Raw genomic sequence first — 22,969 nt, 5'->3', positions numbered from 1 at the left:
ATTTATAGAAGGCGTCGAATGAACTGGTTTGGAATCCTTGTCCTGGGAGCGGCCGTCGGGCTGTTCGGCCGATGGCTGCATCCGATGCGGCGCACGGGCCGGCCGGCGTGGTGGATCGCGGTGCTCGCCGGCATCGTCGGCGCGGCCGCGGCCCGCATGGCCGGCAATCTCTCGGGACTGTTTTACGATGGCGAGACGCTCGAATGGCCGGTCTGCACCGGCGTCGCACTCCTCGCCGTAGCCGTGACGGTCGCGCTGTCGGCCCGTCGCTGAATGCTCTCAGGTGAAATCATGAATGCCCGTCTTCCCGAAGTCTCGCCGGTGCCGGCCCGCCTCGCGCTGCTGCGTGGCGCCATGGCCCGCGAGAACCTGGCCGCCTATCTCGTGCCGTCCGCCGATCCCCATCTGTCCGAGTATCTGCCGGAGCGCTGGCAGGCCCGCCGCTGGCTGTCCGGCTTCACGGGCTCGGTCGGTACGCTGGTCGTGACTGCGGATTTCGCGGGGCTGTGGGTCGACAGCCGCTACTGGGTGCAGGCCGATGCCGAACTGGCCGGCACGGGCGTGCAACTGATGAAGATGACGGGCGGGCAGCAGAGCGCGCCGCACGTCGACTGGCTCGCGCAGAACGTGGCGGCGGGTGCGACGGTCGGCGTCGACGGCGCGGTGCTCGGCGTCGCGGCCGCACGCGGGCTGACGGGCGCGCTGAATGCACGCGGCATCGCGCTGCGCACCGACCTCGACCTGCTCGACGCGATCTGGCCCGAGCGGCCGGGGCTGCCCGGCGACGCGGTGTTCGAGCACGCGGCGCCGCAGGCCGACACGACGCGCGCGAGCAAGCTGGCCGAAGTGCGCCGCGCGATGCGTGCGCAGGGCGCACAGTGGCATTTCGTGTCGACGCTCGACGACCTCGCATGGCTGTTCAACCTGCGCGGCGCCGACGTCAACTTCAATCCCGTATTCGTTGCGCACGCAATGATCGGCGCCGATCGCGCGACGCTGTTCGTCGCCGACGGCAAGGTGTCGCCGGCATTGGCTGCGTCGCTTGCACAGGACGGCGTCGACGTTCGTGCCTACGACGCCGCGCGCGCCGCGCTCGCGGCGCTGCCCGACGGCGCGACGCTGCTGATCGACCCGCGCCGCGTGACGTTCGGCACGCTCGAGGCCGTGCCGGCCGGCGTGAAGCTGGTCGAGGCCGTGAATCCGTCGACGTTCGCGAAGTCGCGCAAGACGTCCGCCGAGATCGAGCACGTGCGCGTGACGATGGAACACGACGGCGCCGCGCTTGCGGAATTCTTCACCTGGTTCGAGCAGGCCGTGAACCGCGAGACGATCACCGAGCTGACGATCGAGGAAAAACTCACGGCCGCGCGCGCGCGGCGCCCCGGTTACGTGTCGGCGAGTTTCGCGACGATAGCGGGCTTCAATGCGAACGGTGCGATGCCGCACTACCACGCAACGCGCGAGTCGCATGCGACGATCGCCGGCGACGGGCTGCTGCTGATCGATTCGGGCGGCCAGTACGTGACGGGCACGACCGACATCACGCGCGTCGTGCCGGTCGGCACGGTCAGCGACCTGCAGCGGCGCGATTTCACGATCGTGCTGAAATCGATGATGGCGCTGTCGCGCGCCCGTTTCCCGCGCGGCATCCGTTCGCCGATGCTCGACGCGATCGCGCGTGCGCCGATGTGGTCGGCCGGGCTCGACTACGGCCACGGCACGGGGCATGGCGTCGGCTACTTCCTGAACGTGCACGAAGGCCCGCAGGTCATCTCGCACTACGCGCCGGCCGAGCCGTACACGGCGATGGAAGAGGGCATGATCACGTCGATCGAGCCGGGCGTGTACCGTCCCGGCCAGTGGGGCATCCGGATCGAGAACCTGGTCGTGAACCGCGCGGCCGGGCAGACCGAATTCGGCGATTTCCTCGCGTTCGAGACGCTCACGCTGTGCCCGATCGACACGCGCTGCGTGCTGATCGAGATGCTGCACGAAGAAGAACGCGCGTGGCTGAACGCGTATCACGCAACGGTGCGCGAGCGCGTCGGCCGGCACCTGAGCGGCGATGCGAAGGCGTGGCTCGACACGCGCACGCAGCCGATCTGAAACAACACGTGATAACGGCCGGACAACGGCCGAACGACAAAACCGAGGGCAAGCAATGGCGGACACCGCAGTGATCGTGGTCGACATGCAGCGCGGGCTGGTGGAGCGGGCGCAGCCCGCTTACCGGCTCGATGACGTGGTGTCGGGCATCAACCGGTTGACGGCGGCGGCGCGCGCGGCGAACGCGCCCGTGTGCTTCGTGCAGCACGACGGCGATGCGGACGACGACATCGTGCCCGGCACGCCGGGCTGGGAACTGCATGCGGGGCTGGTCGTCGGGAACGACGACTGGCGCGTGCGCAAGCAGGTGAGCGATTCGTTTCACGACACGCCGCTCGCGGCGCAGCTCGACCGCCACGGCATCCGTTCGGTGCTGATCTGCGGCTATGCGACCGAGTTTTGCGTCGATTCGGCCGCACGCCGCGCGGCGCTGCTCGGCTACCGGACGACCGTCGTGTCCGACCTGCACACGACGAACGAGCGCACGCACCTGTCGGCCGCGCAGATCGTCGCGCACCATCATTTCGTATGGCAAAACAATACGCTGTCGGGCAATCCGGTGACGCCGCGCCCGCTCGTGGACGTCCTGGCAACGGAGTTCGCATGACGATCAAGGCCGTGGTGTTCGATTTCGGCGGCGTGCTGATCGACTGGAGCCCCGAGTACCTTTACCGGGAGCTGATTCCCGACGACACGGAGCGTCGCTGGTTCCTCACGCACGTGTGTGCGATGGACTGGGTGATCCGCCAGGACGGCGGGCAGACGATCGAAGAGGGGACGGCCGAGCTCGTCGCGAAGTTTCCGGAGCATGAGGCGCTGATCCGTGCGTTCTATGTGCGCTGGCACGAGATGATCGGCGGCGTGCTCGAAGAGGGGGCCGCACTCGTCGACCGGCTGGAGGCACAGGGGATGCCGCTGTTCGGGCTGACGAACTGGTCCGCGCAGACGTTTCCGTATGCGTGGGACAACTTCCCGGTGCTGCGGCGTTTCAAGGAGATCGTCGTGTCGGGCCGCGTGAAGCTCGTGAAGCCCGATCCGGCGATCTATCGCGAGATGCATGCGCGAATCGAGCCGCACCTGCCGGGCATCGCGCCGCACGAACTCGTGTTCATCGACGACAACGCGAAGAACGCCGCGGCCGCGACGGCGCTCGGCTGGCACGGCATTCATCACACGAGTGCGGCAGCGACCGAGGCACGGCTGCGCGAACTGGGCGCGCTCGCGTAAGCGGCGAGCGAGCAGCAGCCGTCAGATAAAAAAAGCGGGCCAGCGGCCCGCTTTTTTGTTGTGCCGCTCCTGAAGCGGCCACCCTTGGTGCCTGGCCCTGCGTTGCCGCAGCGCCGGGCACCCGGGCCGTACCGGTCAGCGGCTGATCGGCTTGTAGCGCAGACGCTTCGGCTTCGCGGCTTCCTCGCCGAGGCGCGCACGCTTGTCGGCTTCGTATTCCTGGTAGTTGCCGTCGAAGAACGTGACCTGCGAATCGCCTTCGAACGCGAGGATGTGCGTCGCGATCCGGTCGAGGAACCAGCGATCGTGCGAGATCACCATCACCGAGCCCGCGAATTCGAGCAGCGCGTCTTCCAGCGCGCGCAGCGTTTCGACGTCGAGGTCGTTCGACGGTTCGTCGAGCAGCAGCACGTTGCCGCCGGAGATCAGCGTCTTCGCGAGGTGCAGGCGGCCGCGTTCGCCGCCGGACAGGTTGCCGACGATCTTCTGCTGGTCGCCGCCCTTGAAGTTGAAGCGGCCGATGTACGCGCGCGACGGCGTTTCGTACTTGCCCACCGTCAGCACGTCGGCGCCGCCCGAGATTTCCTCGAACACCGTCTTCGAGCCGTCGAGCGCGTCGCGGCTCTGGTCGACGTACGCGAGCTTCACGGTCGGCCCCATCACGACTTCGCCCGAATCCGGCTGTTCCTTGCCCGTCAGCATCCGGAACAGCGTCGACTTGCCGGCGCCGTTCGGGCCGATGATGCCGACGATCGCGCCAGCCGGGATCTTCAGGTTCAGGTTGTCGATCAGCAGGCGGTCGCCGAACGCCTTGCTGACGTTCTTGAACTCGATCACTTCATTGCCGAGGCGGTCGCCGACCGGAATGAAGATTTCCTGCGTTTCGTTGCGCTTCTGGTATTCCTGGCTGTTCAGTTCCTCGAAGCGCGCGATACGGGCCTTCGACTTCGCCTGGCGGCCCTTCGGGTTCTGGCGCACCCACTCCAGTTCCTTCTTGATCGCCTTCTGGCGTGCCGATTCCGATGCTTCTTCCTGCTTCAGGCGCTCTTCCTTCTGGTCGAGCCAGCTGCTGTAGTTGCCCTTCCACGGAATGCCGTGGCCGCGGTCGAGTTCGAGAATCCACTCGGCTGCGTTGTCGAGGAAGTAGCGATCGTGGGTGACGGCGACCACGGTGCCCGGGAAGCGCACCAGGAACTGCTCGAGCCAGTCGACCGATTCGGCGTCGAGGTGGTTGGTCGGTTCGTCGAGCAGCAGCATGTCCGGCTTTTCGAGCAGCAGCTTGCACAGCGCGACGCGGCGCTTTTCACCGCCCGACAGGTGCTCGATCTTTGCGTCCCACGACGGCAGGCGCAGTGCGTCGGCGGCCACTTCGAGCTGCTGCTCGGGGCTGCCGCCGTCGCTCGACGCGAGGATCGCTTCGTACTTCGCCTGCTCGGCTGCGAGCGCGTCGAAGTCGGCGTCCGGCTCCGCGTATGCCGCGTAGATTTCTTCCAGCTTCTTGTTGGCCTGGAACAGGTCGCCGAGGCCGTCCTCGACGGCTTCGCGCACCGTCTTCGTCGGGTCGAGCTGCGGCTCCTGCGGCAGGTAGCCGATGTTCAGGTTCGGCATCGGCGTCGCTTCGCCTTCGATGTCCTTGTCGACGCCCGCCATGATGCGGATCAGCGTCGACTTGCCCGAGCCGTTCAGGCCGAGCACGCCGATCTTCGCGCCGGGAAAGAACGACAGCGAGATGTCCTTCAGGATCTGGCGCTTGGGCGGCACGATCTTGCCGACCCGGTTCATCGTGAAAACGTATTGGGCCATTTGGGTGTGAAAGTCAGAAGTGGTTGAGACGGCCGCGCAGCGCGCGGGCGGGGCGGCGTCGGGGGATTCGGTACGGAGCGTGCCGCGCATGGCGCGGCGGCGTCGCCGCGTGTCGGCGGCGAGAGCGGCTATTGTACTTCGCCGCCGCCTGCCGCTGGCGCGATGCCGGCCTTTTGGCCAGGGCCATGCTCACAGCCACGCGGCGACGCCGCCGTGCCCCGAGCACGTGCCGCGCCGGTGACGGCTGAAGCTGTACGTGCCGTCGCGGCAGCGCGCGCTCGCACTGTCGGGCACGCGGCCCGATTTCGAATGTGCGGGCGCGTGCACGGTTTCGCCGTCGCGGTTGCGGTACGTGTCGTGACGGTCGAGATCGGCTTCGTTGCCGTAGCCGGGCGGGGCGCGGTACGCGTGCGCCGGATGGGGCAGCGCGGCGCACGCGACGAAGAACGCGGCGGACAGGGTCGCGATGCGCGTCGCGCGGCGGAGCAGGGCAGGCATGGTCTCTCTCGGTCTGTTGTTATCGGTGCCGGGCCGCATGTTAGCCGACCGGCCGCGGATCGGCGCCGCGCGGGGCGTGGCGCTACGCCGCGCCGGACATCGACGCCGCGCCGTCGGCCTGCACGGCGTCGAGGATCCATCGGCGAAAAGCGGCGACCTTCGGCCGTTCCGCATGATGCGGTGGATAGACGAGGTAGTACGCGAAATCGTCGAGCCACGCGACGTCGGCGAGCTGCACGAGCCGGCCGCTTGCCAGCTCGCCGCGCACCATCGCGGCCGGCAGCAGCCCGGCGCCCTGGCCGGCGACGATCGCCTGCAGCAGCAGGCCCGAGTCGTCGAACGCGGGGCCGCGTGGCGGACCGAAGTCGTCGATCCGCTGCGCGCCGAACCAGATGTGCCAGCCCTTGCGCTCGGCATCGTGCAACTGCGGCCAGCCGACGAGATCGGCGGGCGTTGCCGGCATGCCGAGTCGCGTGACGAGTTCGGGCGACGCGAGCGCGACGATCTCCACCGTCAGCAGGCGTTCGCTGCACAGGCCGATGTAGCGCCCGAGGCCGTGACGGATCGCGACATCGACACCGTCACGTGAAAAATCCGCGAGTGCATGGCTCGTGCTGACCTGCAGGTCGACGTCCGGGCAAGCCTCCCGGAACCGGGCGAGGCGCGGGACGAGCCATGCGGATGCGAAGAACGGCGTGACGCTTACCGTCAGCACGCCGCTGTCGGCGGCGCCGGACACGCGCTGCGACGCGTCGGCGATCTGCCTGAACGCGTTGCGCACCGGCGGCAGGTAGTCGCGGCCGGCGGCCGTGAGCAGGATGCCGCGGTTGACGCGCTCGAACAGCTGCACGCCGAGATGCGCCTCCAGCGTGCGAATCATCTGGCTTACCGCACCGGGCGTGACCGACAGCTCCTCGGCCGCCGCCTTCACCGACAGGTGGCGGGCGGCCGCTTCGAATGCGCGCAGCGCATTGAGGGGCGGCAAGCGGGAACGATTCATTGAGTTTTTCTAAATCGAAAGTCCGATGAAATATCGTTTGAGACGATGCGTACGCGCGAGTACCGTTGACGCATCGGATCGCGTGCTTCGCGACTGCCTGTCGGCGGCCGATGCGATCAACATAGTTCAACTATATCCATGAGGCAATCCGGTTGCTGCCGGCGGCCGGTGGAACCTGAGAGGAGCATCGTCATGAACCGCCCGGGCGCATCGCGCCTTTTTTACGGCTGGTACGTGGTTGCAGCCGCGTTCGCCGTCACGTTCGTCGGTTTCGGCAGCGCGTATACGTTCAGCGCGTTCGTCGAATCGCTGCAGCGGGATTTCGCCGCGTCGCGCGGGCAGATCTCACTCGTGTTCTCGCTCGCCGGTTTCCTGTATTTCGGTTTCGGCATCATCAGCGGGCCGCTCGCCGACCGCTTCGGCTCGCGGCGGCTCGCCATCGCCGGGATGTTGCTGACGGGCGCCGGGCTCGCGGCTGCCGGCGCCGCGCATACGCTGGTGCAGGTTTATGTCGCGTACGGGCTCGGTGTCGGTTTCGGCATCGGCTGCGCGTACGTGCCGGCCGTCGGCGCGGTGCAGCGCTGGTTCGTGCGCCGGCGCGGTTTTGCGTCGGGGCTCGCGGTCGCGGGGATCGGTGTCGGCACGCTGGTGATGCCGCCGCTCGCGTCCGCGTTGATTGCGCATGTCGGCTGGCGCGGTGCGTATTTCACGCTGGCCGTGATCGCGGTCGTGATCGGCGCGGGGATGTCGCTGCTGATCGAGAACGACCCGCGCGGGCGTGGGCTGCTGCCGGACGGGGACGCGGCGCATGAGCCCGTCGAAGGCGGCGGCGCGAAAGCCGCCGGGCCCGAGGCGGGGCACCCGGTGTCCGGGGCAGCCGCGGGCCGCAAGCCGGGCGCCGCTTCGGCGTCTGCCGGCGCGACGGTGCGCGAAGCCGTCACGTCGCGGCCGTTCGCGAGCCTCTACGCGGCATGCCTCATCTGCTCGTTCGGCGTGTTCGTCCCGTTCGTTCACCTCGTGCCGTACGCGCTCGATCATGGCGTCGCGTCGTCGACGGCCGTGCTGCTGCTTGGCGCGATCGGCGTCGGCAGCACGGCCGGCCGCTTCTTCCTCGGTGGCCTCGCCGACCGCTTCGGCCGCCGCACGTCGCTGCTCGCGATGTTCGCCGGCATGGCCGTCGCCCTCGTCGCGTGGGCCGGTGCCGGCACCGTCGCGACGCTCGCCGCGTTCGCGCTCGTGTTCGGTGTGTTCTACGGCGGTTGGGTTGCCGTGCTGCCGGCGGTCGTGATGGACTACTTCGGCGGCCGCAACGTGAGCGGAATCATCGGCGTGCTCTACACGAGCATCGCATTCGGCACGCTGATCGGGCCGACTGCGGCCGGCTTCATCTACGACGCGGGCGGCGGCTATCTCGTGCCGATCCTGGCCAGCGCCGCCGCGAATGCGATCGCCTTCGCGATCGTCGCGACGACAGGGCGTGCAGCGACGGCCACCCGTGCGGCGCGCGGATAGGCGTGCTTCGCCCGGCGCGTCGTCGCGAATTCCGGTAGGGTGGCCGGATCGTCAAACGAAGGCGTGCAGCAGGGAGGCCCGATGACATTCGACGAAGTCCGGCAGATCGCACTGGCGTGGCGGGGCGTCGAGGAAGGTACGTCGTACGGCACGCCCGCACTCAAGGTGAGGGGCAAGATGCTCGCGCGGCTGCGCGAGGACGGCGACACGCTCGTCGTGAAGGGTGTCGGCCCCGACGAGCGCGCGTGGCTGATCGAATCGGAACCTGACGTGTATTACGTGACGGATCACTATGTCGGCTGGCCGATCGTGCTGGTGCGGCTGTCGGCGGCCCGTCCGGACGCCGTGAAAAACCTGCTTCTGCGAGAATGGCAGGCTGTCGTTCCCGCGAAATGGCGCGACGAGATGGCGCGCGGCGCGAGCTGACGCACGGGTTGCCGCAGCTTGCTGCCCGGCTCGACGGGCGCTGCAGGCGCGCTCGCGAGACGCCGCGAATGGTACAAGCGTTGCATCGATCGACGTCGATACAACAAGTGGTTCCATCGAAATTCTTCAATTGGTTCTTAGTGAAGAACCGTTTGATGCTTACACTCCTTCGCTTCGAAGGCAGCTGACGAAAGCCGACGGAAAGGGCGCACGCGATGCGTCGGCGCGCTGCGCGCCGCATCGCACCCGCAGCTTCGCAGACTGCATGGCGCACCGTTCCGGAACGGCCCCCGATCCGGTCCCGTGTCTGCATCCCGTGCAGGCGCCGCATCCGGCCCGGCTCAAGAACCACAATCCCCCGTGCTGCCTTCACGCGATACCCGGCCATACCGGAACCGTTTTTTGGAGAGAGACAGATGAGTGGAAGCAACACAGGCCTCGGTACGGGCCTGAAGCAGCGGCACGTGACGATGATGTCGATTGCCGGCGTCATCGGCGCGGGCTTGTTCGTCGGTTCAGGCCACGCGATCGCGGAGGCCGGCCCGGCATCGATCCTCGCGTATGCGATCGCGGGCGTGCTGGTCGTGCTGGTGATGCGCATGCTCGGCGAGATGGCCGTCGCGCATCCGGACAGCGGTTCGTTCTCCACTTATGCCGATCGCGCGATCGGCCACTGGGCCGGTTTCTCGATCGGCTGGCTGTACTGGTGGTTCTGGGTGCTCGTGATCCCGATCGAGGCGACGGCCGCCGCGACCATCCTGAATGCGTGGTTCCCCTCCGTCGCGACCTGGATCTTCGCGCTCGGCATCACGCTGGTGCTGACGGTCACCAACCTCTTCTCGGTCAAGAACTACGGCGAATTCGAATTCTGGTTCGCGCTGATCAAGGTCGTCGCGATCGTCGTGTTCCTGTGCATCGGCGGGGCGGCGATCGTCGGCATCATCCCTGCGCCGGCCATGTCGGGTGTATCGAACCTGTTCGCGCATGGCGGCTTCATGCCGCACGGCGCGAGCGCGGTGCTCGCGGCAATGCTGACCACGATGTTTTCGTTCCTCGGCACCGAGATCGTGACGATCGCGGCCGCCGAATCGGACAACCCGCAACGCCAGATCGTGCGTGCGACCAACTCGGTGATCTGGCGCATCACGCTGTTCTATCTCGGCTCGATTCTCGTCGTCGCGGCCATCGTGCCGTGGAACGATCCGCTGCTGCCGACGCACGGCTCGTATCAGCGCGCGATGGAGCTGATCGGCATTCCGAATGCGAAGGCGATCATCGACGTGATCGTGCTCGTGTCGGTCGCGAGTTGCCTGAATTCGGCGCTGTACACCGCGTCGCGGATGCTGTTCTCGCTGTCGAAGCGCAAGGATGCGCCGGCGTTCCTGCACCGCACCGATTCGACCGGCACGCCGCGCGCGGCCGTGCTCGCGTCGACCGCATTCGGCTTCCTGACCGTGATCGCGAACTACCTGATGCCGGAGCAGGTGTTCGGCTTCCTGCTCGCGACGTCGGGCGCGATTGCGCTGCTCGTGTATCTCGTGATCGCGATCTCGCAGCTGCGGATGCGCAAGACGCTCGAATCGACCGGTGCGGACCTGACGCTGCGGATGTGGCTGTTCCCGTGGCTCACGTGGTTGGTGATCCTGTTCATCTGCGGCACGCTGACCGTGATGCTCGTGAGCGAGGATCACCGGATGGAAGTGGGCGCGACGGCCGTGCTGGCGTTGATCGTGCTGCTGGCGTCGTGGCTGAACAAGCGTGGTCGCGATGCGCAGGCGAGCGAAGGGCGGCGTGTGTCGGCGACGTGATGAAGGTGAAACGAGGTGGCGGGCAAGCGCTCGCTGCCGGATGACGGGAAAACCCCGCACGAAAAATGGCCTGACCGGCGTTTGCCGGTCAGGCCATTTGTTTTTTGTGGCGGACGCGGCTGCTGGGAGGGGCGCGGAGGTTATCGCGAGAGACAAGGAACAGCGCGCAATTAGCGCGGAATATTCGAACTTGTCTGATTTCATCGACAAAGATTTGCTCTTACATTGATCGCTCTGACTATCGGGGTGAATCGATGAATAAATCGATTTGGATTCCTTTGTTGTTGCTTCACATTAACAGGCAGCACTCTCTGTCCAATCGGTCGATCGATACACCTGCTCGTTCATCGACGGTCTTGAGGTCGATGCGATGAGTGAGCGTTCAACAACTCGCGTCTGCATTGATTTCGTCGCCCGCGACGGATTCCAGTTGAGCGGAACCTATTTCCCGGCAGTCAACGACGATCGTTCCCCTGTACTCATCTGTCCCGCAACAGGGATTCGCCAATCCTTTTATTTCCCGTTTGCGGATTGGTTGCGTCGCGACGGCTATTCGACGTTCGTATTCGACTATCGGGGAATCGGCGCGTCGCTCGATACGCGTCATGTTCGTCAGTCACGCGTGCGGAAACAGGACTGGGGGGAACTCGATATGCCCGCAGCGCTTGATTGGCTCCTCGGCAAGACCGGCGCGGGCCACGCACATTTGATCGGGCATAGCGCAGGTGCGCAACTCATTGGCCTAATGCCGAATCACGCATCGGTTCGCTCTTTGTGCGCTGTCTCCGCGTCGTCCGGATATATCGGCAACATCCGATGGCCACAGCGTTTCGCGGCATTGCTGCTTGCGAATGCGTACGTGCCGATTGCCGCGCGGTTGCTCGGCTACGTTCCAGCCCGGGTGCTGGGCTGGGGCGATGATTTGCCGCCGCGCGTCGGGCTTCAATGGGCTCGGTGGTGTCGTCGACCCGGATATGTGGCAAACGAATTCGGAGCAGGGGTGACGCATCACTACTACGACGAGTTTACAGCGCCCGTCACCGTCGTGGCCGCAACCGACGATCCGCTCGCCACGCCGGCCAATGTCGAAGACTGGCTGCGCCTGCTGCCGAGAGCAGAGCACGGCGTCCATTTCATCCATCCAGAAAACCCCGACGGCCGAGCAATCGGACACGTCGGCATGTTCCGCCGCGAGCATTCGTCGCTGTGGCCGGAACTCATCAGAGGATTGCCGCGCTGACAGTACGTGTCGCTGGCGCCCTCGTATCAGGAGACCACGATGGATGATTCAATCGACATGAAAGCGCGCTTCAAGGCGGTTAGAAACGAGGCGAAGGAGACGCGTGCTTCGCTTTACCACCTCACGAATCAATGCAATCTGCGCTGCAAGGGCTGCTGGTTCTTCGAGAACGAGTTCGATACGGCGTCGCGCGAACTGAACGATACGCTTCGTCTCGAGCAACGCGTGAAGGAGGAGGCGGCGCGCGGGATCAACGCGCCGCTCTTGATTGGTGGCGAACCCGCGTTGTATCTCGATCGGATACGGATGTTTCGGAAATACATGCCGAAAGTATCCGTGTCGACGAATGGTCTTCGAAAAATTCCGTATGAAGGCTTCGAAGACATCACCATCGCTATTTCTGTATTTGGTGGTGGGCCACTCGACGACGAGTTGCGTGCGATCGGTCCGAACGGCAAGCGGTTTACGGGCTTGTTTGACAAGGCACTGGCGAACTACCGGGACGACGAGCGGGCGGGTTTCGTCTACGCAGCGACGATGGATGGCCTCGCGTATATCGAGGAAACAGTACGCAAGATTCGGGACAACGGAAACCGGCTGCTGTTCAATTACTACAGCCCATACGACGTCGACGGCCCGCTTCGCCGACGTGGAGAGGAGCGGCTGTTGAATGCGTTGCTCGATTTGAAGGCGAGATACCCTGAAACCATTGCAAGCCATCCCTATTATCTAGCCGCTCTGATGCGCGGGGCGACCTCTTGGGGAGTATTCGATGGCGCAAGCTGCCCGAGCGTTAGTGAAGATCATCCGCAGAACGCGGATCGGCTCGCTTCGAGTTGGCCCGCACTGCCCAAGTTCAATGCGTATCGTGCCGACTTCGTTTCGCTGGCGCGTTGTTGTACGTCAGGGGAGTGTGCGAAGTGCCGTGACAGCCAGGCGGTGATGTCGTGGTTGCTGGTCAACGCCAGGCATGTGCTGCAGGAGGACGACGGGCTCCGGACGTGGACGGAGGTTGCTGAGACTTATTTCAGTCAGTTTGTCTGGTCGGGATATCATCCGCGCAACCGTACCGAGGGTGTATCGATTTGCGCCATGCAATGAGTTTGGCGTCGAACGGGCGGAAGGCCACAAGCGCTACTGGATTGAATTCGAGCTTGCGGAACCGGCTGTAACGAGACAAACGCACCAAAAAAAGCCCGCGAAAGCGGGCTTTTTTCATCAAAGTGCCGAAGCAACGCTCAGACGTTGAACAGGAAGTTCATCACGTCGCCGTCGTGCACGACATACTCCTTCCCTTCCGCGCGCATCTTGCCGGCTTCCTTCGCGCCTTGCTCGCCCTTGTACGTGACGAAGTCGTTGAACGCGATCGTCTGCGCACGGATGAAGCCGCGCTCGAAGTCGGTGTGAATCACGCCGGCGGCTTGCGGGGCCGTGTCGCCGATATGGATCGTCCACGCGCGCACTTCCTTCACGCCCGCGGTGAAGTAGGTCTGCAGGCCGAGCAGCTTGAAGCCCGCGCGGATCACGCGGTCGAGGCCCGGCTCTTCCATGCCCATGTCGGCGAGGAACGCTTCCTTGTCCGCGTCGTCGAGATCGGCGATTTCCGCCTCGATCGCCGCACACACGGCGACCACCGGCGCATTCTCGCTTTCCGCGTACTTGCGTACCGCGTCGAGGTGCGGGTTGTTCTCGAAACCGTCGTCCTTCACGTTGGCCACGTACATGGTCGGCTTCGCGGTGATCAGGCAGAACGGCTTGAGCACCGCCTGTTCGTCGTCCGACAGCGCGAGGCCGCGAATGGCCTTGCCTTGGTCGAGCTGCGCGCGCACCTTCTCGAGCACCGCGACGAGCTTCGCCGCTTCCTTGTCGTTACCCGACTTCGCGGCCTTCGAATAGCGCGTGAGCGCCTTCTCGACGGTGCCGAGGTCGGCGAGCGCGAGTTCGGTGTTGATCACTTCGATGTCGTCGATCGGGCTGACCTTGCCGGCGACGTGAATGACGTTCTCGTCCTCGAAGCAGCGCACGACGTGCGTGATCGCGTCGGTTTCGCGAATGTTCGCGAGGAACTGGTTGCCGAGGCCTTCACCCTTGCTCGCGCCCGCGACGAGGCCCGCGATGTCGACGAATTCGACGACGGCCGGCACGATGCGCTCGGGGCTGATGATTTCAGCGAGCGCCTTCAGGCGCGTATCGGGCACTTCGACGATGCCGACGTTCGGCTCGATCGTGCAGAACGGGTAGTTCTCGGCGGCGATGCCGGCCTTGGTCAGCGCATTGAACAGGGTGGACTTGCCGACGTTGGGCAAGCCGACGATGCCGCATTTGAGACTCATGGAATCCTTCGGACGGGTAAGGCGGCGCGGCCGGACAGGGCACGGCGGCGCGGGAAAAAAGGGCGGCCGGCGCTTGGGGCGCGGCGGGCCGACGGTCAAAGACGCTATTGTACCGTGCCGACGCCCCGGATTCCGGGCTGGCGCCGAACGGCCGATGCGGCGGGCCGCCGCGCCGCCGCATCGGCCTGCGATTCTGCTGATTTCCCGCAAAGTCCGGCCGCGTAAGGGTTTGGCCCCGCGGCTATAATGCCCGCCATGACTGCCCACCACACCTTCGACGTCGCCGTGGTCGGCGGCGGGCTCGTCGGCAAGACGGCCGCGCTCGCGCTGACCCAGTCCGGCTACAAGACAGCCTTGCTTGCCCAGCCGGCCACGCCGCGCCCCGCCGATCTCGCGTTCGACACGCGCGTCTACGCACTGTCCTCCAGTTCGCAGGCCCTGCTCGAGCGGCTGCGGGTCTGGCAGGCGCTCGACCACGGCCGGCTCGCACCGGTCTACGACATGCGCGTGTACGGCGATGCGCACGCGGAACTGCATTTCTCCGCGTACCAGGCTTCCGTGCCGCAACTCGCGTGGATCGCCGAATCGTCGCTGGTCGAGGCGTCGCTCGACGCCGCGCTGCGGTTCCAGCCGAACCTCACGTGGTTCGATGCGCGCGCGCAGGGCTTCGACGTGCGCGACGACGCGGCCGTGCTCACGCTGTCGTCGGGGCAGGTGCTGGAAGCCGATCTCGTCGTCGGCGCGGACGGCGCGCATTCATGGGTGCGCTCGCAAATGGGGGCCAAGGTCGAACGGCGCGACTACCGGCAGACGGGCGTCGTCGCGAACTTCAAGGCGTCGCTGCCGCATCGCGAGACGGCCTACCAGTGGTTCCACGAAGGCGAGATCGTCGCGCTGCTGCCGCTGCCGGACGGTCATGTGTCGCTCGTCTGGTCCGCGCACACCGCGCATGCGGACGAATTGCTCACCCTCGATCCGTCGCAGCTCGCGGCCGAAGTCGAGCGCGTGTCGCATGGCCAGGTCGGCACGCTCGACTGCGTGACGCCGGCCGCCGGCTTCCCGCTGGCGCTGCAGACGGTCGACAAGCTGATCGCGCCGCGCGTCGCGCTGGTCGGCGATGCCGCGCACCTGATCCACCCGCTCGCGGGGCAGGGGATGAACCTCGGGCTGCGCGACGTCGCGGCGCTTGCCGACGCGATTGCAGGCAAGGAAAGCTTCCGCAACCTCGGCGATACGGTGCTGCTGCGCCGCTACGAGCGTTCGCGGCGCGAGGACATCCGCGCGTTGATGGTTGCAACCGACGGGCTGCAGCGGCTGTTCGCGGTGCCGGGCTCGCTCGCGAAGGCCGTGCGCAATGCGGGCATGGCCTTCGTCGGCGCGCAGCCGCTCGTGAAGCGCTGGCTCGTGTCGGCCGCGCTCGGCTGATCGAACCTTCGGCGGTTTCGCCGGTCGGACACGGTTCCGTTACGGCGTACACTGTGCCGTGCACACCGATTGAGCTGAAGGAAGATTTCGATGAAAAAAACGATCCGCATCGCGTCGCTGGCGCTGGCCGTCACGATGGCGACGCTTGGCTGCACCGCGCAGGCCGACCAGACCACCGACAAGCTGAAAGCCACGCTGCAGGCCCGTCTCGGCAACGACGCGCCGATCAAGAGCGTGTCGAAATCGCCGGTCGCGGGCCTTTATGAAGTCAACCTCGGCTCGCAGATCATCTATAGCGATGCGGCGGGCGACTACGTGCTGCTCGGCGATCTCGTCGACGCCAAGACACACAAGAACCTGACCGACGCACGCCTGTCCGAAATCAACAAGATCGACTTCGCGAGCCTGCCGTTCGCGAATGCGATCAAGGTCGTCAAGGGCAACGGCGCCCGCAAGATCGCGGTGTTCTCCGATCCGAACTGCCCGTACTGCAAGAAACTCGAGACGACGCTGCAGTCGGTCGACAACGTGACCGTCTACACGTTCCTGTACCCGGTTCTGTCGCCGGATTCGACCGCGAAGTCGAAGGCGATCTGGTGTGCGACCGACCGCGCGAAAACGTGGCAGGGCTGGATGCTCGACCATCGTGCCCCGTCCGGCGCCGGTACCTGCGATACCACTGCGCTCGACAAGAACCTCGCGCTCGGCCGCGGGATGAACGTCACGGGCACGCCGACGATCTTCCTGCCGGACGGTCGCCGCCTGCCGGGCGCGGTGTCGGCCGACCAGCTCAACCAGGCGCTCGCTTCGAGTAAGTAACCGACCACACGCCGGGCCGCATGGCCCGGCCAGCGAGGGGCGCCCGCGTGATCTGCCGGCGCCTCTCTTCGTTTCCGCCGCCGTATTCGACCGACCGATTGCCACGATGACCCAGCCGATCCGCTATTCGATTGCCCCGAAAGATCTTGCCGCGCACCTGTTCGAAGTAACGGTGACGGTCGCCGATCCCGATCCCGAAGGCCAGCGCTTTTCGTTGCCGGTGTGGATTCCGGGCAGCTACCTGGTGCGCGAGTTCGCGCGCAACATCGTGACGCTCGGCGCATACAACGACGCGGGCCGCAAGGTGCGGATCGCGAAGACCGACAAGCACACGTGGCAGGCCGCGCCCGTGAACGGCGCGCTGACGCTGCGCTACGACGTGTATGCATGGGATCTGTCGGTGCGCTCCGCGTATCTCGACGAATCGGGCGGCTTCTTCAACGCGACGGCCGTGTTCCTGAGCGTCGCCGGCCGCGAAGGCGCGCCGTGTGAAGTCGACATCGCGAAGCCGGCCGGCGCGGCGTTCCGCGCGTGGCGCGTCGGTACCGCGTTGCCCGAGGCGCGCGGCACGAAGCGCTACGGGTTCGGTGCGTACCGCGCGTCGAACTACGACGAGCTCTCCGACCATCCGGTGACGATCGGCGAATTCGCGCTCGCGACTTTCGATGCACACGGCGTGCCGCACGACATCGTGATCGCGGGGCGTGTGACACAGCTCGACATGGAGCGCCTGCGTACCGACCTGAAGCGCGTGTGCGAAGCGCAGATCGCGCTGTTCGAGCCGAAATCGAAGAAGGCGCCGATGGACCGCTACGTGTTCATGACGCTGGCGGTCAGCGACGGCTACGGCGGCCTCGAGCATCGCGCGTCGACCGCGCTGATCTGCAACCGCACCGACCTGCCGGTGAAGGGGCGGCCCGAAACGACGGAGGGCTATCGCACGTATCTCGGCCTCTGCAGCCACGAATACTTTCACACGTGGAACGTGAAGCGGATCAAGCCGGCCGCGTTCGTGCCGTACGACCTGTCGAAGGAAAACTACACGTCGCTGCTGTGGCTGTTCGAAGGCTTCACGTCGTATTACGACGACCTGATGCTGGTGCGCAGCGGGCTGATGTCGCAGGACGAATATTTCGCGGCGCTCGGCCGTACCGTCGCCGGCGTGCTGCGCGGCACGGGCCGGCTCAAGCAAAGTGTCGCGGAGAGCTCGTTCGACGCGTGGATCAAGTACTACCGCCAGGACGAGAACGCGACCAACGCGATCGTCAGCTACTACACGAAGGGTTCGCTCGTTGCACTCGCCTTCGATCTCGCGATCCGTGCGCAGACGCGCAACAAGAAGTCGCTCGACGACGTGATGCGCCTGCTGTGGCAACGCTATGGCCGTGACTTCTACCGCGGCAAGCAGGCGGGCGTCGAGGAAAACGAAGTCGAGGCACTGATCGAAGAGGCGACCGGCGTCGCGCTCGGCCGCCTGTTCGCCGATGCCGTGCACGGCACGCGCGACCTGCCGCTCGCCGAGCTGCTCGCACCGTTCGGCGTGACGCTCACGCCTGATGTCGCGAACGGCGCGGCCGCGAAGCCGACGATCGGCGCGCGCCTGCGCGGCGGCGCGGACTGCACGTTCGCGGCCGTCTACGAAGGCGGCGCCGCACATCGCGCGGGGCTGTCGGCCGGCGACACGCTGATCGCGGTCGACGGGCTGCGCGTCACGGGCTCCAACCTCGACGCACTGCTCGCGCGCTACCGGCCGGGTGACAAGGTCGAGGTGCACGCGTTCCGCCGCGACGAGCTGCGCACCGCGAAACTGAAGCTCGACGGCCCGGAAGTCACGCGCTACCGGCTGACGGCGGCCGCGAAGCCGGTTGCGGTATCGAAGGCCCGGGAGGCCTGGCTGAAGGGTTGAACTGTCTGAAGCGGGTATCGGGGCGCGATCGAGGATCGTTCTGCTGCTGCAACAATCCGTCGCCCTGAACCCGCTTTTTCGCGGTCATGCGGCCGCGCACAATGGCGTCACTCGCGCTACCGAAGCGCAACCCTACTGGAGCCTGACATGACGACCATTCTGCAAATCAATTCCGCGGCGCGTTCGCAAGGTGCGCAATCCACGCTGCTGTCCAATGAACTGACGGCAAAGCTGCAACAATCGAACCCCGGCGCGAAGGTCGTGGTTCGCGATCTGCTGGCCGATGCACTGCCGCACCTCGACGAATCGGTGCTCGGCGCGTTCTTCACGCCGGCCGACCAGCGCACCGCGGAACAGAATGCGATCGTCGCGAGGAGCGATGCACTGATCGCCGAACTGCAAGCCGCCGACATCATCGTGATCGGCGCACCGATGTACAACTTCGGCATCTCGTCGCAACTGAAGACGTACTTCGACTGGATCGCACGTGCAGGCGTCACGTTCCGCTACACCGAGAATGGTCCGGAAGGCCTGATCAAGGGCAAGAAGGTTCACGTGGTGGCGGCCCGTGGCGGCAAGTACGCCGGTACGCCGAACGACAGCCAGACCCCGTACCTGCGCACGTTCCTCGGCTTCGTCGGCATGACCGACGTGAGCTTCATCTTCGCGGAAGGCCTGAACCTCGGGCCGGATGCGCAGAGCGCCTCGCTCGCAAGCGCACGCGAAGCGATCGCCGCCGCGTAAGGTCGATGCGGGTGCGTCGCACCCGCTGCATCGTCCGATAAAAAAACGCCGCGTCCCGAAAGGGACGCGGCGTTTTTGCATGCCTGGTGGCGTGGCGAAATAAGCGGCGGCGCAGCCGTCAGGCGAGCGTTTCGGCCACTTCCGGCAGGCGCCAGTCGATCGGTTCGCGGCCTGCATCGACCAGATAGTCGTTCGCCAGCGCGAAATGGCGGCAACCGAGGAAGCCGCGGTGCGCGGACAGCGGCGACGGATGCGGCGCCTCGAGCACGCAATGCGCGCTTGCGTCGAACAGTGCGCGCTTCGCCTGCGCGTGTGCGCCCCACAGCATGAAGACGAGCCCGCGATGGCGGCCGGCGAGTTCGCGGATCAGCGTGTCCGTGCACTGCTCCCAGCCGCGCTTCGCATGGCTTGCAGCGGCGCCGCGCTCGACCGTCAGCACCGTGTTGAGCAGCAGCACGCCCTGGCGTGCCCAGGTGTCGAGGCAGCCGTGGCGCGGCGTGTCATGACCGAAGTTCGCGGCGATTTCCTTGAAGATGTTGCGCAGCGACGGCGGCGTGCGCACGGCCGGCGGCACCGAGAATGCGAGCCCGTGCGCCTGCGGCGTGCCGCGATCGTCGCCGTGATACGGATCCTGGCCGAGGATCACGATCTTCACGTCGTCCGGGCTCGTCAGGCGCAGTGCACGGAACACGTCGGTCGGATAGACCATCTTGCCGGCTGCGCGCTCGTCGTCGACGAAGCGGCACAGCGGCGCGTATGCGTCGCTGTCGGTAAAGGGTTTCAGCACGTCGCGCCAGACGGCCGGCAGCGCGTCGAATTGCGCGGCGAGGTGCGGAACGTTGGCGGCAACAGGCTGCGGTGCCGTCGGGGCCGCAGCCGGTGCGGCGGTTTTCTTTGCGGGCTTGCGCCCAGCCGCGGGCGGCTCGGAAGGCGGGGATGGATTGTCGGCCGGTGCCGTTTCCGGCACGAGATCGTCGAACAGCGACGCCTGTTGCGGCGCGCGGGAAGTCTTGCGGGTTGCCATGCGTGATGCGTGATTATTGCGCGCGCAGCCGGTAGCCGCGCTGCGCCTTGCTGATGTTGTCGGGAGCGAGGCCCGGCAGCGCCTGCTGCAGTTCGGCGGCGAGCGTTGCGAGCGCCGCTTCCGGGCCGTCGATCAGTTCGAGTTCGATTTCGCTGATCGGTTCGCGGCGCGTTTCGTGTTCCGCCTGGACGACGATCTCGCCGAGGTCCACCGCGGCTTCGACGGTTGCGCCGCCGATTGCGATGCGCCACAGCGTACGCGAAAAATCCGTGCGGAACAGTGCGGACAGCGTGCCGGCCGCGTCATTCAGCGCGGCGGCGGCTTCCGGCACGTCGCAGGCCGCGACGAGCGCATCGATCTCGAGCGCGTCGCCGGCGACCGGAAGTTCCCATTCGTGGCGGCGATGCAGGCCGCCTTCGGCGCTGCCGACCGTCTTGAACGTCTGCAGCCAGCCGTGCGGCGCCCGACGCACGCGCACCGCGCTTTTCGAGCGGGCCAGCGCGAGATCGGGCGTGTCGTAGTAGACGTTCGCGAGCGTAATGTCGTGACCGGGTTCGCCGGTCAGCGTCTCGAAGAAGCGTCGCGCGGCGTCGGCCTGGCCGGCCGGCAGCGCGAGCTTGATTTCCTTTTCGATCGCCATCAGAAGAACATCCGTGCGAGCTCTTCGCCCGGCTGGTCGGCGCGCATGAACGCTTCGCCGACGAGGAACGTGTTCACGTTCGCCGCGCGCATCGTGTCGACGTCGGTACGCGACAGGATGCCCGATTCGGTCACGACGATCCGGTCGGCCGGAATCATGTCGAGCATGTCGAGCGTCGTCTGGATCGACGTCTCGAACGTGCGCAGGTTGCGGTTGTTGATGCCGAGCAGCGGCGTCTTGAGCGTCAGCGCCTGTTCCATTTCGTTGCGGTCGTGTACTTCGACCAGCACCGCGAGGCCGAGCGAGTGTGCGTACGCTTCGAGATCCTGCATCAGCGGCGTGTCGAGCGCGGCCGCGATCAACAGGATCGCGTCGGCGCCCATCGCGCGCGCTTCCATGATCTGGTACGCGTCGACGATGAAGTCCTTGCGCAGCACCGGCAGCGTGCAGGCTGCGCGCGCTTCCTCGAGGTAGCGGACGCTGCCCTGGAAGAACTGCTCGTCGGTCAGCACCGACAGGCACGCGGCGCCGTGCGCCGCATACGAACGTGCGATGTCGGCCGGCACGAAATGCTCGCGCAGCACGCCCTTCGACGGGCTCGCCTTCTTGATTTCGGAAATCACGGCCGCGTGGCCGGCCGCGTGCTTCGCACGCAGTGCGCCGACGAAGTCGCGCAGGTCGCGCGCGGATGCGTCCAGCTTCAGTGCCTCGAGCGGCGCGCTGCGCATGGCCGCCGCGACTTCTTCGCGCTTGACGGCGATGATTCGGTCGAGAATGTCGCTCATGTGGATTCCTGCTTGATTCGTAAGGGGAGTCAGCGCTTGAACTGCTGCGTGAAGCGCACGAGTTCGTCGACCTTCGCGCGGGCCTTGCCGCTTGCGATCGCTTCGCGGGCGAGCTGGATGCCGTCCGCGATCGATTCGGCGACGTTCGCCGCATAGAGCGCGGTGCCCGCGTTCAGCGTGACGATCTCGCGCGCGACGCCCGGCTGGTTGTCGAGCGCGCCGAGCAGCATCGTGCGCGATTCGTCGGCATTTTCCACCTTCAGCGTGCGGTTCGACACCATCTGCAGGCCGAAGTCTTCCGGATGGATCTCGTATTCGTGCACCTTGCCGTCGCGCAGTTCGCCGACGAGCGTCGCCGCACCGAGCGATACCTCGTCCATCCCGTCCTTGCCGTACACGACCAGCACGTGCTGCGCGCCCAGACGCTGCATCACGCGCACCTGGATGCCGACGAGGTCGGCGTGGAACACGCCCATCAGCTGGTTCGGCGCGCCGGCCGGATTGGTCAGCGGACCGAGGATGTTGAAGATCGTGCGCACGCCGAGCTCGCGGCGCACGGCCGCGATGTTCTTCATCGCCGGGTGATGATTCGGCGCGAACATGAAGCCCATGCCCGTTTCAGCGATCGACGCGGCAACCTGGTCGGACTGCAGGTCGATGTTCACGCCGAGCGCCTCGAGCACGTCGGCGCTGCCGGACTTGCTCGACACGCCGCGGTTGCCGTGCTTCGCGACCTTCGCGCCGGCCGCCGCCGTGACGAACATCGACGCGGTCGAGATGTTGAATGTGTGCGAGCCGTCGCCGCCGGTGCCGACGATGTCGACGAAGTTCGAGTTGTCCTGCACCTCGACGTGGTTCGCGAATTCGCGCATCACGGTCGCGGCGGCGGCGATCTCGCCGATCGTCTCCTTCTTCACACGCAGCCCGGTGATGATCGCGGCCGCCATCACGGGCGACATGTCGCCGCGCATGATGAGCCGCATCAGGTGCAGCATCTCGTCGTGGAAGATCTCGCGGTGTTCGATCGTGCGCTGCAGCGCTTCCTGCGGGGTAATCGTCATCGTGAGGCTCCCGTCAGGCTGCGTGCGCGGCCGCGCGGGCCTGCTTCAGGAAGTTTTCGAGCAGCGCATGGCCGTGCTCGGACAGGATCGATTCCGGATGGAACTGTACGCCTTCGATCGGCAGCGTCTTGTGACGCAGGCCCATGATTTCGCCGTCGTCGGTCCACGCGGAAACCTCGAGGCAGTCGGGCAGCGATTCGCGCTCGACCGCGAGCGAGTGATAGCGCGTGACGTCGAAGTGCTTCGGCAGGTCGGCGAACACGCCGCGGCAGTCGGTTTCGATCTTGCTCACCTTGCCGTGCATGATGGTCTTCGCACGCACGACGCGGCCGCCGAACGCCTCGCCGATCGCCTGATGGCCGAGGCAGACGCCGAGGATCGGCTTCTTGCCCGCGAATTCTTTCAGCACGTCGAGCGTGATGCCTGCGTGCTGCGGGTTGCTCGGGCCGGGTGACAGGCAGATCGCGTCGGGATTCAGGCGCGCGATCTCGTCGAGCGTGATTTCGTCGTTGCGGTAGGTGCGCACGTCCTCGCCGAGTTCGCCGAAGTACTGGACCAGGTTGTAGGTAAACGAATCGTAGTTGTCGATCATGAGCAGCATGGTCAGTCTCC

General features: G+C 66.1%; 22 protein-coding genes. 13 read left to right on the top strand and 9 right to left on the bottom strand.

From position 1 onward, the window contains the following. Positions 1–18 precede the first annotated feature (18 nt). From BDO18943_RS18475 to BDO18943_RS18460, 4 genes are read left to right on the top strand one after another with little or no spacing between them, the layout of a single operon-like run. A complete protein-coding gene (locus BDO18943_RS18475; RefSeq protein ID WP_043191589.1) occupies positions 19–273 on the top strand; it encodes a DUF1129 domain-containing protein in 255 nt (84 codons plus the stop codon). Between the two features lie 18 nt (positions 274–291). Beyond that, positions 292–2,106 carry an aminopeptidase P family protein gene (locus BDO18943_RS18470; RefSeq protein WP_175023509.1) on the top strand — a complete coding sequence of 605 codons (1,815 nt, stop codon included), beginning with the start codon at positions 292–294 and terminating at the stop codon, positions 2,104–2,106. A gap of 55 nt (positions 2,107–2,161) precedes the next feature. Continuing rightward, complete coding sequence (locus BDO18943_RS18465; RefSeq protein WP_175023508.1) at positions 2,162–2,713, top strand: cysteine hydrolase family protein; 552 nt, start codon at positions 2,162–2,164, stop codon at positions 2,711–2,713. After that, complete coding sequence (locus tag BDO18943_RS18460) at positions 2,710–3,333, top strand: HAD family hydrolase (RefSeq protein ID WP_175023507.1); 624 nt, start codon at positions 2,710–2,712, stop codon at positions 3,331–3,333. Before BDO18943_RS18465 ends, BDO18943_RS18460 begins: the two co-directional genes overlap by 4 nt. Positions 3,334–3,468: 135 nt before the next feature. Here the strand turns inward: BDO18943_RS18460 and ettA are convergent, their stop codons facing one another. From ettA to gcvA, 3 genes are all read right to left on the bottom strand, one after another. After that, positions 3,469–5,136 carry an energy-dependent translational throttle protein EttA gene (gene ettA, locus BDO18943_RS18455; protein ID WP_175023506.1) on the bottom strand — a complete coding sequence of 556 codons (1,668 nt, stop codon included), beginning with the start codon at positions 5,134–5,136 and terminating at the stop codon, positions 3,469–3,471. A gap of 189 nt (positions 5,137–5,325) precedes the next feature. Beyond that, positions 5,326–5,634, bottom strand: a complete 309-nt coding sequence (locus BDO18943_RS18450) for a DUF3761 domain-containing protein (protein WP_175023505.1) — start codon at positions 5,632–5,634, stop codon at positions 5,326–5,328. Positions 5,635–5,716: 82 nt separating this feature from the next. Next, the gene (gene gcvA, locus BDO18943_RS18445) at positions 5,717–6,634 is read right to left on the bottom strand and encodes a transcriptional regulator GcvA (RefSeq protein ID WP_175023504.1); all 918 of its coding nucleotides are present in this window, start codon (positions 6,632–6,634) and stop codon (positions 5,717–5,719) included. A gap of 192 nt (positions 6,635–6,826) precedes the next feature. Here gcvA and BDO18943_RS18440 point away from each other — a divergent pair, with 192 nt between their 5' ends. The 5 genes from BDO18943_RS18440 to BDO18943_RS18420 all read left to right on the top strand — a co-directional run bounded on the left by BDO18943_RS18440 (position 6,827) and on the right by BDO18943_RS18420 (position 12,721). Beyond that, a complete protein-coding gene (locus tag BDO18943_RS18440) occupies positions 6,827–8,146 on the top strand; it encodes an MFS transporter (protein ID WP_175023503.1) in 1,320 nt (439 codons plus the stop codon). 81 nt (positions 8,147–8,227) lie between these two features. Next, positions 8,228–8,572 carry an MmcQ/YjbR family DNA-binding protein gene (locus BDO18943_RS18435; protein ID WP_089449826.1) on the top strand — a complete coding sequence of 115 codons (345 nt, stop codon included), beginning with the start codon at positions 8,228–8,230 and terminating at the stop codon, positions 8,570–8,572. 416 nt (positions 8,573–8,988) lie between these two features. Then, positions 8,989–10,380 (top strand): GABA permease, encoded by a 1,392-nt coding sequence (gene gabP / locus BDO18943_RS18430; protein WP_175023502.1) that lies wholly within the window; start codon positions 8,989–8,991, stop codon positions 10,378–10,380. A gap of 370 nt (positions 10,381–10,750) precedes the next feature. Then, positions 10,751–11,620 (top strand): alpha/beta hydrolase family protein, encoded by an 870-nt coding sequence (locus BDO18943_RS18425; protein ID WP_175023501.1) that lies wholly within the window; start codon positions 10,751–10,753, stop codon positions 11,618–11,620. A gap of 39 nt (positions 11,621–11,659) precedes the next feature. After that, a complete protein-coding gene (locus BDO18943_RS18420; RefSeq protein ID WP_175023500.1) occupies positions 11,660–12,721 on the top strand; it encodes a radical SAM protein in 1,062 nt (353 codons plus the stop codon). Positions 12,722–12,858: 137 nt separating this feature from the next. Here BDO18943_RS18420 and ychF read toward each other — a convergent pair whose 3' ends face one another. Next, a complete protein-coding gene (gene ychF, locus BDO18943_RS18415; RefSeq protein WP_175023499.1) occupies positions 12,859–13,953 on the bottom strand; it encodes a redox-regulated ATPase YchF in 1,095 nt (364 codons plus the stop codon). A gap of 246 nt (positions 13,954–14,199) precedes the next feature. Between ychF and BDO18943_RS18410 the strand changes: the two genes are divergently transcribed. The 4 genes from BDO18943_RS18410 (at position 14,200) to BDO18943_RS18395 (ending at position 18,847) form a co-directional block, all read left to right on the top strand. Further along, positions 14,200–15,378, top strand: a complete 1,179-nt coding sequence (locus BDO18943_RS18410; RefSeq protein WP_175023498.1) for a UbiH/UbiF family hydroxylase — start codon at positions 14,200–14,202, stop codon at positions 15,376–15,378. 90 nt (positions 15,379–15,468) lie between these two features. Next, positions 15,469–16,197 (top strand): DsbC family protein, encoded by a 729-nt coding sequence (locus BDO18943_RS18405; RefSeq protein WP_043191561.1) that lies wholly within the window; start codon positions 15,469–15,471, stop codon positions 16,195–16,197. Between the two features lie 106 nt (positions 16,198–16,303). Continuing rightward, positions 16,304–18,103: a M61 family metallopeptidase gene (locus BDO18943_RS18400; RefSeq protein ID WP_175023497.1), complete on the top strand. Its 1,800-nt coding sequence runs from the start codon at positions 16,304–16,306 to the stop codon at positions 18,101–18,103. Between the two features lie 147 nt (positions 18,104–18,250). Then, positions 18,251–18,847 carry an FMN-dependent NADH-azoreductase gene (locus BDO18943_RS18395; protein ID WP_175023496.1) on the top strand — a complete coding sequence of 199 codons (597 nt, stop codon included), beginning with the start codon at positions 18,251–18,253 and terminating at the stop codon, positions 18,845–18,847. Between the two features lie 118 nt (positions 18,848–18,965). Here the strand turns inward: BDO18943_RS18395 and BDO18943_RS18390 are convergent, their stop codons facing one another. From BDO18943_RS18390 to BDO18943_RS18370, 5 genes are read right to left on the bottom strand one after another with little or no spacing between them, the layout of a single operon-like run. Next, positions 18,966–19,871, bottom strand: a complete 906-nt coding sequence (locus tag BDO18943_RS18390; protein WP_175023495.1) for a uracil-DNA glycosylase — start codon at positions 19,869–19,871, stop codon at positions 18,966–18,968. Positions 19,872–19,884: 13 nt separating this feature from the next. Continuing rightward, positions 19,885–20,511 (bottom strand): CYTH domain-containing protein, encoded by a 627-nt coding sequence (locus tag BDO18943_RS18385; protein ID WP_089449834.1) that lies wholly within the window; start codon positions 20,509–20,511, stop codon positions 19,885–19,887. After that, the gene (gene trpC / locus BDO18943_RS18380; protein WP_043191548.1) at positions 20,511–21,296 is read right to left on the bottom strand and encodes an indole-3-glycerol phosphate synthase TrpC; all 786 of its coding nucleotides are present in this window, start codon (positions 21,294–21,296) and stop codon (positions 20,511–20,513) included. The genes BDO18943_RS18385 and trpC overlap by 1 nt, the downstream gene beginning before the upstream one ends. Positions 21,297–21,325: 29 nt before the next feature. Next, entirely contained in the window at positions 21,326–22,357 is a 1,032-nt protein-coding gene (gene trpD / locus BDO18943_RS18375) for an anthranilate phosphoribosyltransferase (RefSeq protein WP_175023494.1), read from the bottom strand. A gap of 13 nt (positions 22,358–22,370) precedes the next feature. Beyond that, positions 22,371–22,958: an aminodeoxychorismate/anthranilate synthase component II gene (locus BDO18943_RS18370; RefSeq protein ID WP_043191542.1), complete on the bottom strand. Its 588-nt coding sequence runs from the start codon at positions 22,956–22,958 to the stop codon at positions 22,371–22,373. Between the last annotated feature and the right edge of the window lie 11 nt (positions 22,959–22,969).

The sequence above is a fragment of the Burkholderia aenigmatica genome, assembly GCF_902499175.1.
GTDB classification, from domain to species: Bacteria; Pseudomonadota; Gammaproteobacteria; order Burkholderiales; family Burkholderiaceae; genus Burkholderia; species Burkholderia aenigmatica.
This window is presented reverse-complemented; position numbering and strand designations above follow the sequence as displayed.

What these genes read in the sequence shown, in the direction of transcription:
- BDO18943_RS18405 (WP_043191561.1), top strand. Translation starts at nt 15,469, where the DNA reads ATGAAAAAAACGATCCGCATCGCGTCGCTGGCGCTGGCCGTCACGATG.
- BDO18943_RS18465 (WP_175023508.1), top strand. Translation starts at nt 2,162, where the DNA reads ATGGCGGACACCGCAGTGATCGTGGTCGACATGCAGCGCGGGCTGGTG.
- BDO18943_RS18450 (WP_175023505.1), bottom strand. Translation starts at nt 5,634, where the DNA reads ATGCCTGCCCTGCTCCGCCGCGCGACGCGCATCGCGACCCTGTCCGCC.
- BDO18943_RS18420 (WP_175023500.1), top strand. Translation starts at nt 11,660, where the DNA reads ATGGATGATTCAATCGACATGAAAGCGCGCTTCAAGGCGGTTAGAAAC.
- trpD (WP_175023494.1), bottom strand. Translation starts at nt 22,357, where the DNA reads ATGACGATTACCCCGCAGGAAGCGCTGCAGCGCACGATCGAACACCGC.
- BDO18943_RS18475 (WP_043191589.1), top strand. Translation starts at nt 19, where the DNA reads ATGAACTGGTTTGGAATCCTTGTCCTGGGAGCGGCCGTCGGGCTGTTC.
- gcvA (WP_175023504.1), bottom strand. Translation starts at nt 6,634, where the DNA reads ATGAATCGTTCCCGCTTGCCGCCCCTCAATGCGCTGCGCGCATTCGAA.
- gabP (WP_175023502.1), top strand. Translation starts at nt 8,989, where the DNA reads ATGAGTGGAAGCAACACAGGCCTCGGTACGGGCCTGAAGCAGCGGCAC.
- ychF (WP_175023499.1), bottom strand. Translation starts at nt 13,953, where the DNA reads ATGAGTCTCAAATGCGGCATCGTCGGCTTGCCCAACGTCGGCAAGTCC.
- BDO18943_RS18435 (WP_089449826.1), top strand. Translation starts at nt 8,228, where the DNA reads ATGACATTCGACGAAGTCCGGCAGATCGCACTGGCGTGGCGGGGCGTC.
- BDO18943_RS18425 (WP_175023501.1), top strand. Translation starts at nt 10,751, where the DNA reads ATGAGTGAGCGTTCAACAACTCGCGTCTGCATTGATTTCGTCGCCCGC.
- ettA (WP_175023506.1), bottom strand. Translation starts at nt 5,136, where the DNA reads ATGGCCCAATACGTTTTCACGATGAACCGGGTCGGCAAGATCGTGCCG.
- BDO18943_RS18385 (WP_089449834.1), bottom strand. Translation starts at nt 20,511, where the DNA reads ATGGCGATCGAAAAGGAAATCAAGCTCGCGCTGCCGGCCGGCCAGGCC.
- BDO18943_RS18400 (WP_175023497.1), top strand. Translation starts at nt 16,304, where the DNA reads ATGACCCAGCCGATCCGCTATTCGATTGCCCCGAAAGATCTTGCCGCG.
- BDO18943_RS18395 (WP_175023496.1), top strand. Translation starts at nt 18,251, where the DNA reads ATGACGACCATTCTGCAAATCAATTCCGCGGCGCGTTCGCAAGGTGCG.
- trpC (WP_043191548.1), bottom strand. Translation starts at nt 21,296, where the DNA reads ATGAGCGACATTCTCGACCGAATCATCGCCGTCAAGCGCGAAGAAGTC.
- BDO18943_RS18440 (WP_175023503.1), top strand. Translation starts at nt 6,827, where the DNA reads ATGAACCGCCCGGGCGCATCGCGCCTTTTTTACGGCTGGTACGTGGTT.
- BDO18943_RS18410 (WP_175023498.1), top strand. Translation starts at nt 14,200, where the DNA reads ATGCCCGCCATGACTGCCCACCACACCTTCGACGTCGCCGTGGTCGGC.
- BDO18943_RS18470 (WP_175023509.1), top strand. Translation starts at nt 292, where the DNA reads ATGAATGCCCGTCTTCCCGAAGTCTCGCCGGTGCCGGCCCGCCTCGCG.
- BDO18943_RS18390 (WP_175023495.1), bottom strand. Translation starts at nt 19,871, where the DNA reads ATGGCAACCCGCAAGACTTCCCGCGCGCCGCAACAGGCGTCGCTGTTC.
- BDO18943_RS18460 (WP_175023507.1), top strand. Translation starts at nt 2,710, where the DNA reads ATGACGATCAAGGCCGTGGTGTTCGATTTCGGCGGCGTGCTGATCGAC.
- BDO18943_RS18370 (WP_043191542.1), bottom strand. Translation starts at nt 22,958, where the DNA reads ATGCTGCTCATGATCGACAACTACGATTCGTTTACCTACAACCTGGTC.